Origin of the sequence: Limosilactobacillus reuteri subsp. porcinus, assembly GCF_036621895.1 — a bacterium.
GTDB lineage: Bacteria > Bacillota > Bacilli > Lactobacillales > Lactobacillaceae > Limosilactobacillus > Limosilactobacillus reuteri_J.
On the sequence record NZ_LN887468.1, the window covers coordinates 1 to 9,092 of the forward strand.

Below are 9,092 nucleotides of genomic sequence, written 5' to 3' on the forward strand. Positions count from 1 at the left end.
CAATTATCTCCTACTCGATTTTTAAGGAAACAACAACATGAAAAATAACTATAAAAGTGTTTTTGACATTATTGGACCAGTAATGATTGGTCCTTCTAGTTCGCATACTGCAGGGGCGGTCAAGATTGGTCGAGTCGCAAATAAGCTTTTTGGCACGGTTCCACCTAAAGTAACCGTTCACTATTATGGATCTTTTGCCCAGACGCATCGTGGTCATGGGACAGACTATGCAATTGCGGCGGGATTGCTAGGATTTGCGCCAGACGATTCACGAGTTCCATCGGCGCCAATGATTGCTCGCCAAGGAGGAATGGACCTTCGCTTTGTTGAAGAAGAGGGTGAAAGCCCGATTCACCATCCTAACACAGCTATTCTTCAAATGATTGGTGACAAGACGAGGGTAACGGTTGCCGGTTGTTCGATTGGTGGCGGGATAATTGAAATTAGGGCTATTAGCCTTGATGGTGTTGATATTTTACCAGCGGGTCCCTTACCAATTGTTATCTTTCGCGATTATAGTAAACAGATGGCCAATGCACTGGCGATCAATACTGATTTGGAAGAAAAAGCACCATTTACCCGGCGGCAAGTATTACGGGCAGATGATTGTGATATTTATGTTTACGATATTAAAAAACCGATGCAGCCAGCGACGATTGCTTATTTTGAAAAGAAGTACCCGGCTGCAATTTGTCTTTAGGAGAAAGAGCGATGTATCAAAGTGTTAAAGATTTAGTGCGAACTGCAGAAATTCAGCAAAAAGCATTGTCCGAACTAGTGATTGAGGCAGAATGTCATGAATCTGGTAGCAATCGAAAAGAAGTTTGGCAACGGATGCGAGCAAACTTATTGACGATGCGAGCCGCAATTAAACAAGGTGAAAATGAGCTGGGAGTTCGATCAAAAACTGGTCTAACTGGAGGCGAGGCAATTAAACTGAAAAAATATCGTGCAAAAGGAAAGACCCTCTCTGGTGATGTCATGATGGCTGCTGTAGAAAATGCGATCGCAACTAACGAGGTTAACGCAGCAATGGGAGTCATCTGCGCAACCCCGACTGCCGGTTCATCCGGGACTCTTCCTGGCGCTCTTTTTATGTTAGAGCAACGATTAGGCCTTAGTGAAGATCAGATGATTCGCTTCTTATTTACTGCTGGTGGGTTGGGCTTAATTATTGCCAATCATGCGGGAATTGCTGGCGCGACAGGTGGCTGCCAAGAAGAAGTTGGTTCAGCATCGGCAATGGCTGCCGCAGCGGCTGTTGAAGCAGCGGGTGGTAGTCCAGAACAAAGCAGTCAAGCATTGGCAATTGCTCTTAGTAACTTGTTAGGCTTGGTATGTGACCCGATTGCCGGTTTGGTAGAAATCCCTTGTGTTAAAAGAAATGCGATTGGAGCTGGAAACGCGTTAATTGCAGCCGATATGGCACTCGCTGGTTGTACGAGTATGATTCCGGCCGATGAATGTATTTCTGCCCTTGATAAGGTTGGCCGGTCAATGTCAGTTGATTTACGGGAGACAGGACTCGGTGGACTGGCTGGAACCCCAACTGGACAGGCAATTAAGGCGAAAATCTTCGGCAAGGAAATTTAATCTTTTTTAGAATTATTCTAAAATTACTTGCAAATTAGAATAAAAAGGTTATACTAAGAGTTGTAGTTAAGAATGATTCTAATTTAAGGAGAGGATATACATGAACTTTGTAGGACATGAAATTGAAGATTTTAAGGTAAATGCTTATCATGATGGTGAAACAACCGAAGTATCCAAGAAGGATGTTTTAGGTAAGTGGAGTATTTTCTTCTTCTACCCAGCTGACTTCTCATTTGTTTGTCCAACTGAATTGGAAGCTTTGCAAGATAAGTACGAAGACTTCAAGAAAGCAAACGCTGAGATTTACTCTGTTTCTGAGGATACCGAATTTGTCCACAAGGCATGGGCTCAGGCTTCTGACAAGATTGGCAAGATCAAATATCCAATGCTTGCTGACCCAGCTGGTAAGTTAGCCCGGATGTTCGATGTTCTTGACGAAGACGCTGGTCAAGCATACCGGGGAGTCTTCATTGTTGATCCTGATGGTATTATCCAATCCTACACAATTAATAATATGGGAATTGGTCGGAGTGCTGATGAGATCTTACGGACACTCCAAGCTGCTCAATTTGTTCGTGAACATGGTGACCAGGTCTGCCCAGCGAACTGGAAGCCAGGCCAAGATTCAATTAAGCCAAGTCTTGATCTAGTTGGTAAGCTTTAATTTGGTGAGCTAAATGGCAGAACAACATTTATATGATTTAATCATCGTTGGTGCTGGACCAGCGGGATTATCTGCTGGTTTATATGCTGGACGCGCAACCTTGGATACGTTGATTTTAGAAGGAGATACTGTCGGCGGTCAGGTAACAACGACTTCGGTAGTCTACAATTATCCAGCTGTCGAAAAAGTCGACGGTACCCAATTGATGAACCAGATGCAAAGCCAGGTCGCTAGCTTTGGGGTTGAAATTCAACATGATGCGGTTGAAAAATTTGAGCTTACTGGTGAAGTTAAGACATTGATTGGCAAGAGTGGTCAAAAATATACTGCCCGAAGCGTAATTATTGCGACTGGTGCTAATCCTAAAAAAGTTGGTTTTCCCGGTGAAAATGAATTTCGTGGACGGGGAATTGCTTATTGCTCAACTTGTGATGGCGAACTTTTTACCGGCCTTCAAGTCTTTGTCATCGGTGGCGGATATGCAGCCGCTGAAGAAGCTGACTATTTGAGCCGCTTTGCCAAGCATGTTACTGTTTTAGTTCGTGACGATCATTTTGCATGTCCTGTATTGACGGCTAAGCGCGCCTTGGATAATCCTAAAGTCAGTGTGGAATACAATACTGAGGTAAAGGAAGTTAGTGGGGATGATTACCTTACTACTGCTACCTTGGTCAATAATAAGACTGGCGAAGAGACGGTTTACCATGTTGATGATGGTGACCAGACATTTGGGATGTTCATTTATATTGGTACGCAACCAGCAACGAAAGCATTAGCTAATATCCTTGATTTGGATGATCGGGGCTATATCATGACGGATGAAAATGGTAAGACAAACATCGATGGCGTTTATGCTGCTGGGGATGTTATCCATAAAAATCTTCGCCAGATCGTGACAGCTGCATCCGATGGGGCGGTTGCTTCTACTGCTGCAGAACGATACATTATTTTGCAAAAGGAAAAGCAAGGTATCCCGATTCATGCAGAAACTAACAAAAAGCCTGCTAAGACCGTGGGACAAACGAGCGAACTTAGTCAACAAGAAAACACCACGCCGCATGAAGGAAACTGGCTGCCAGCCGAGATTGACCAACAGTTACAACCAATCTTTGCCCGCTTAACCAAGGATATTAAACTCCAAGTGTTAACCAATGGGACAGAGCTTAGCAATCAGTTAGTTAGCTTTGTTGAAGAATTTGCATCTCTTGATCAGCACCTGCAGATGGAGACTAAGCCGGCACCAGCGGACGTAAAGTACTTACCACAATTGCGCTTGCTTGATGCGGATGGTAATGATACTGGCTTACATTATGCGGGGATTCCAACTGGTCACGAATTAAACTCCTTAGTTCTAGGTGTCTACAACGTTGCCGGTCCTGGACAAACAATTGCACCAGAAATGGTAGAACGAATTAAGAAACTTGCGCCGACTAAGATTCGGATTGGCGTTTCCTTAACTTGTCATTTCTGTCCTGATGTTGTTGCGGCTTGTCAACGGATGGCTTCTCTGAATGCGGGAATTACTGCCACGATGATTGATCTGCAACACTTCCCAGAATTACGGAAAGAAAAGAAGATTATGAGTGTTCCAGCGACGATGATTAATGATGACCCAGTTATTTTTGGGAGCCAATCGTTGGAAGAGCTAGTTACGGCAGTTGAAAAATATCATCAAAATTAAGATAAACGAGGATTTGAAGAAGTATAAACTCTTTGATCCTCGTTTTTTATTTGCATAGAGAAGAGGATCTTCATATCAATTGATAAATACAAGCCAGCCAATGATTACTGGTAAATACTTAAACTTTCTATTAATGACAATCGAAATCAAAATTTAACATTTCTGAAACAATGGGATAGAAAACTTTATTTATCAGCATTAAGAGCCAGCAAAATCCGCAAAAGGGCCTAAAAACGGCGAAAAACATCAACTTATGTATTGAAATTTATCTAAATCCTGTTATTCTATAAGTGTGGATAAATTATAAAATTTATCACATGATAATTATTATAACAATGCGGAGAGCAAGGGTTTATTGCAATGACTTAACGCTTATGCAATGCTTGCTTAATTACTTACAGTAATACTCGATGCATTGTCTAAAAAAACTGTCTTACAATAGTGGTGTTGTAAGGCAGTTTTTTGTATGCTAATTTTAAATCATTTATCAGCTTGTAATTATAATTGGATTGTTTTATTATGTTTGTTAATTGATGCTTAAGCCACATCTATCAACCATCGATCAATAGAAATTACTTGTAAAATTTTTACTATATTTTTCCTATTGATTAATAGTTAACCTTTTTTATTAAAGAGTTGATCAGTAAAATTTTACTGGTTAATTTTAGGAGAAGTTTATATTGACTGCAAAGAATAATCAGGTTGAACGGTTGACAAAGAATATGCCGATAACGCAGTGCTTTGCCTTACGAAAGCTTAGTGTTGGGGTAGTATCGGTTTTATTGGGAACAAGTATTGCTCTTGGCCTTAATGGTGAGACCGCCCAAGCTGATACAAGTGCTAATCGAATAACGCCCCAGCCGGCTGCTGCTCAAACAACACTACCAGCTGTTGTTTCCACAAATGAGAGCCAATCAAATATCAATACAACGACATCAACTAGTAAGGAGCTAGCACCAACGACACCGGTTGATGAAACAGCTTATACGGTAACAAATGTTAAAGCAGCATCTGAACAGGGAAACGGGACTGATCATACTGGCCGGACTAATCTGGCCTTTGATCTTGACCTTGACATTGCTAACCATGAGATCAAATCGGGAAATTACATTAATGTTTCCATGGGAATTCCATATCAGCTGACGGCTAATGATCAGCAACACATCTTGTCCTATGGGGGTGGGGCAAGTCAAACAATGCCAATTAACATTAACTATCAAGCTACTAGTGGGGAAAGCTATTCAACGGTAATTGGTTATATGCGGCCGGTTGCTGCTAATAATCGATCATATGCCATTAGCAGCCCGAAATCACAAGTTGTTAAGGATCTGCAAGATGTAACCTGGGAAGCATCACAAAATAATAATACCCTTGGTAGCAACGGGAATGGCGGGTCCAACGATTCCTACCAGATTGTCTTCAATGATGAGCTAGAAAATATTAAGACTAAGTACGGTAAGAATAACCTTTCTTTGGCACGCTTGCATTTTAACTTGACGTGGCACAATATTACTGGTTTTAACCTGGATGAGGCACCGTTGGATACTCGCTATTTCCATCTTTATTCCAGTACAGCAACGGCACCAACAATGCTCGTTCCACAAAACGACATTCAAATTGGCAATCGCCGGTTTACTAGTGGTTTTAAGATTCCAGTTGAGGCTCAGGTAAAGCCTGCTGATAACTTTAATCAAACTATTATCCCACAAAGCAGTAGTGAGTATGCTGTTCATACTTGGTACTATAATCAACAAACCAAGACGTGGAGTATCGGTGATGAAGCTGTTCGTTATCCTGATCATGAAGAAACAGTTGCCCTTGCTGCTCAGAGTGAAAGCGGGGTTAAATTAGGAAAGCATTTTACGATTACCGTTACTAAACCTGCTGCCAATGATCAGGTTGATTACCAGTTCATTAGTGCTGCAGGTGTTAAAAATGCACTTGAAAAGAGCATTATTTCCCACTACGAGAATTATGACCTGGACCCCGTTATTGATGCCTCTAATACCTATGTTACCCGCAAAATGATCTCCACAACGGCTCCGGCAATTACAGTTAAAAGCACAGACTCTAATGATGGCTTAACGAGAACCTATGATGTAACGATTGCGGACGACTATGCTGGTTTTAGAAAAGATACTGGCATTGGCCTAATTAGCTGGCGCCCAAAAGATTTAAGCGGCGTGCTACCACCTGCTAATATTAAGGACCCCAATGCAGATCAAATTTTTACCAAGGGTTACTATCAAGGGGTGGCTTTAAAGGATACCGCTTTACAAAGTTATCTTGAGTAGCATCCATGGAAATTGACTGTTACTAACGAGCAGGGACAAGAACTAGTCAATCAGGAAGCGGGCTATTACCTCCAGCCATATGTTTATCGGAATGATACTACTAGTAACAGTGGGATTTTAACTGGAAAAGTAAATAATGTTGAAAACCAGCAAGTTAAAGAAACAATCCACTATCTCTACAAAGACACTGGCAAGGAAGCAGTGCCAACTTATACAACTAAGTTAGGCTTTGCCCGGATTAATGATAATGGTCAATGGCTTGCCTGGACACCTGCTAATGATACATTTGCGGCCGTGGATGTTCCGGTAATTGCTGGTTACCACGCGGTCGATGAAGGCGGCAATCCGGTTAAAGCAATTGCTGCAATAACCGTTAAACATGATTCACCAGATGCTGATATCACTGTTTATTATGTAGCCGACCCACAAGTACTTACCTATACTGTCATTGATAAAGATACTCAAAAAGTCTTAGAAAATCAGATCCCATTAGCGAACGGCTTAAGTGATGAACCATTGCCAACTGATACTGCTGCTAAGTATCAACAGGTAATCCAAGGGTATCAAGATAAGGGCTATTACCTAGTTTCTGCCGATAAGTTACCCGCTGCTTTCGATGACAACTCGAGCGTTAACCAAAACGTAACAATCTATGTTGCTAAACGAAATCAACTGCATAGCGAAGAACGGACCGTTACGCGAACAATTACGTACTATGACAAAGATACTGGAAAACAGCTTGATATTCCGCCAGTTAAGCAAGCGGTTAAATTCACCCGGCAAGCGGTAATTAGTGGTCAGGATGGTTCCCTTCTTGGCTACAACCTTGATGGCAAACAGGACAATCGTGGCAATTATCTTATTGAAGTGACTAATGGTGACAAGGCCTGGACTCCTGCTACTGGTGAGTGGGCAGCTTCGACTAATCCGATTTTGACAGAAAAAGGCTATGAACTGGCTGAAGACGCAAATGGTCAAGCTTACCCACTTGTTGCAGAAGGCCATCCAACTGCTTTGTCTGGGGATGAAGAAGTAAAAGCCTTTTATCCAGAAAAAGTAATTGTCACTAACGAAGAATTGCCGGTCAAGCGGACAGTTAATTATGTTTATGTGAATGGACCACGAAAAGGTGAAGTCGCTGCTCCAAGTGTTCATCAACAAGTTACATTTACTCGCCCTAAGAAGGTTAATCAAGTAACTGGTGAAACAAAAGTAGGTGAATGGACTACTAAGGACGATCAATTCTCCGCTGTTAGTTCACCGGCAATCGACTACTACACGCCGAGCCAAGTAACGGTCGCGGCCATGCAAGCTAAACCGGACGATCCCGATATTACGGTCACGGTAGAATATAAGACTGCTCCTAATGCAGTTACTTATACGATTATTGATGATACCGATGATAAGACACTAGTTGATCACCAATCCTTAACAAGTGGCTTTGCAGATGAAGCATTACCGGCAAGTGCAACCGCTGCTTATCAAGGAGCGATTGATCATTATCGGCAATTGGGCTACACGGTTGTGAGTGAAGATAAGCTGCCAAGCAAATTTACCCATATTGACCAAAATGTAGTTGTTCATATCTTGATGAAGAATAGCTTACAGGTGGAACATCAAACAACCACGCGGACGATTACCTATTATGACCGCACTACGGATAAACAGATAATGATTGAGGGCGTTACTGAACCGGTCATCCAACAGGCTACCTTTGCCCGGCAAGCAATTGTGGCTGGCCCTCACCACCAATTATTGGTTATACGCTGAACCAACAACGTGATCAGAATGGCAATTACCTGGTTGAAATCCCACTCGCTAATGCTGATCAAGCATGGAAGTTAGAAAGAGGCGGTTGGCCAGCATCACCAAATCCAGACTTGCAAAAGTATGGATATGCGGCTCCGGAAGATACAAAGGGCAATCCGTATCCAGTTGTGGCAGATGGTCACCCAACTGCATTAGTGCCAAGTGAAAGTGTCAAAGTATATTATCAACCGCGGATTACATCAAAAGAAGAACAGGTGCAATCATTACGGACCATTCATTATGTATATGCAAATGGTCCACGAAAGGGTGAAACCGCTGCTCCTGATGTTCAACAAGTAGTCACTTTTGCTCGTTTATTAACAACAAATGAGGTTACGAAAGAAGTTAACCGGGGCGAGTGGCAAGTCTTGCAGTCGGAAACGATTAAGGATGGTCAATCAGTAATTGAAAGTGATCCAACGAGTTTTGCGGCAGTAATTTCACCATCAATTAAGGGTTATACTCCAGATCAAACAGTAGTTGCTAATGAGCTTGCTACCCAGGGCGAACAGCCGATTGAAGTGACGGTAAATTATACAACTGAACCTCATGAAATTACTTATTCCGTAATTGATGATGCGACAGGGCTAACCCTTATTAATCATGCGCGATTAGGATCAGGCTATGCTGACGAACAATTACCACTTGCAATGCGTGAAGACTATCAAAATGTCAGTGCCCATTATGAGCAGCTTGGCTATAAACTGGTTAGTCAGGAAACCTTGCCAGCTACATTTGCTGACTATGACTTAAATGTAATTGTTCACTTAACTCATGGAACAGAAAAGGTTACTGAGCAACGAATAATTAATGAAGATATTCGCTATGAGTTTGTTGAGGGCGGAATAGCAGCTCCGATCGTCTTTACCCGCGATGGATTAACAGATCAGGTAACAGGTAAAACTAGTTGGGAGTCATGGGAACCAGTAAGCGATCACTTTACACCGGTTGTTTCACCACTAGTTGCTGGTTATACCCCTTCAAACCAGCAAATTGATGAACAATATGTGACGGCAGATAGTCAAGACCTTCATTTTATCCATAAATTTGC

7 protein-coding genes are annotated in these 9,092 nt (G+C 42.2%); all 7 read left to right on the plus strand.

Annotation, left to right across the window (positions count from 1 at the left end):
- The first annotated feature begins 37 nt into the window (after positions 1-37).
- Entirely contained in the window at positions 38-700 is a 663-nt protein-coding gene (locus AACL61_RS08140; protein WP_102815943.1) for a serine dehydratase beta chain, read from the plus strand.
- An 11-nt stretch (positions 701-711) separates the two neighbouring features.
- Complete coding sequence (sdaAA, locus tag AACL61_RS08145; RefSeq protein WP_339111215.1) at positions 712-1,593, plus strand: L-serine ammonia-lyase, iron-sulfur-dependent, subunit alpha; 882 nt, start codon at positions 712-714, stop codon at positions 1,591-1,593.
- A 100-nt stretch (positions 1,594-1,693) separates the two neighbouring features.
- The gene (gene ahpC / locus AACL61_RS08150; RefSeq protein ID WP_102815945.1) at positions 1,694-2,257 is read left to right on the plus strand and encodes an alkyl hydroperoxide reductase subunit C; all 564 of its coding nucleotides are present in this window, start codon (positions 1,694-1,696) and stop codon (positions 2,255-2,257) included.
- A gap of 13 nt (positions 2,258-2,270) precedes the next feature.
- Positions 2,271-3,938: an FAD-dependent oxidoreductase gene (locus AACL61_RS08155; protein ID WP_339111216.1), complete on the plus strand. Its 1,668-nt coding sequence runs from the start codon at positions 2,271-2,273 to the stop codon at positions 3,936-3,938.
- Between the two features lie 680 nt (positions 3,939-4,618).
- Positions 4,619-6,232, plus strand: coding sequence for a YSIRK-type signal peptide-containing protein (locus tag AACL61_RS08160; protein ID WP_339111217.1), 1,614 nt, complete (start codon positions 4,619-4,621; stop codon positions 6,230-6,232).
- Between the two features lie 12 nt (positions 6,233-6,244).
- On the plus strand, positions 6,245-8,002 hold the full coding sequence (locus AACL61_RS08165; RefSeq protein ID WP_339111218.1) for a mucin-binding protein: 1,758 nt from the start codon (positions 6,245-6,247) through the stop codon (positions 8,000-8,002).
- 110 nt (positions 8,003-8,112) lie between these two features.
- Positions 8,113-9,092: mucin-binding protein (locus AACL61_RS08170; protein WP_414467216.1), on the plus strand; the 980-nt coding region annotated here is incomplete at its 3' end.

Bases quoted from the DNA above. Each gene is read 5' to 3' on its own strand.
- AACL61_RS08140 (WP_102815943.1), top strand. From the start codon at position 38: ATGAAAAATAACTATAAAAGTGTTTTTGACATTATTGGACCAGTAATG.
- sdaAA (WP_339111215.1), top strand. From the start codon at position 712: ATGTATCAAAGTGTTAAAGATTTAGTGCGAACTGCAGAAATTCAGCAA.
- ahpC (WP_102815945.1), top strand. From the start codon at position 1,694: ATGAACTTTGTAGGACATGAAATTGAAGATTTTAAGGTAAATGCTTAT.
- AACL61_RS08155 (WP_339111216.1), top strand. From the start codon at position 2,271: ATGGCAGAACAACATTTATATGATTTAATCATCGTTGGTGCTGGACCA.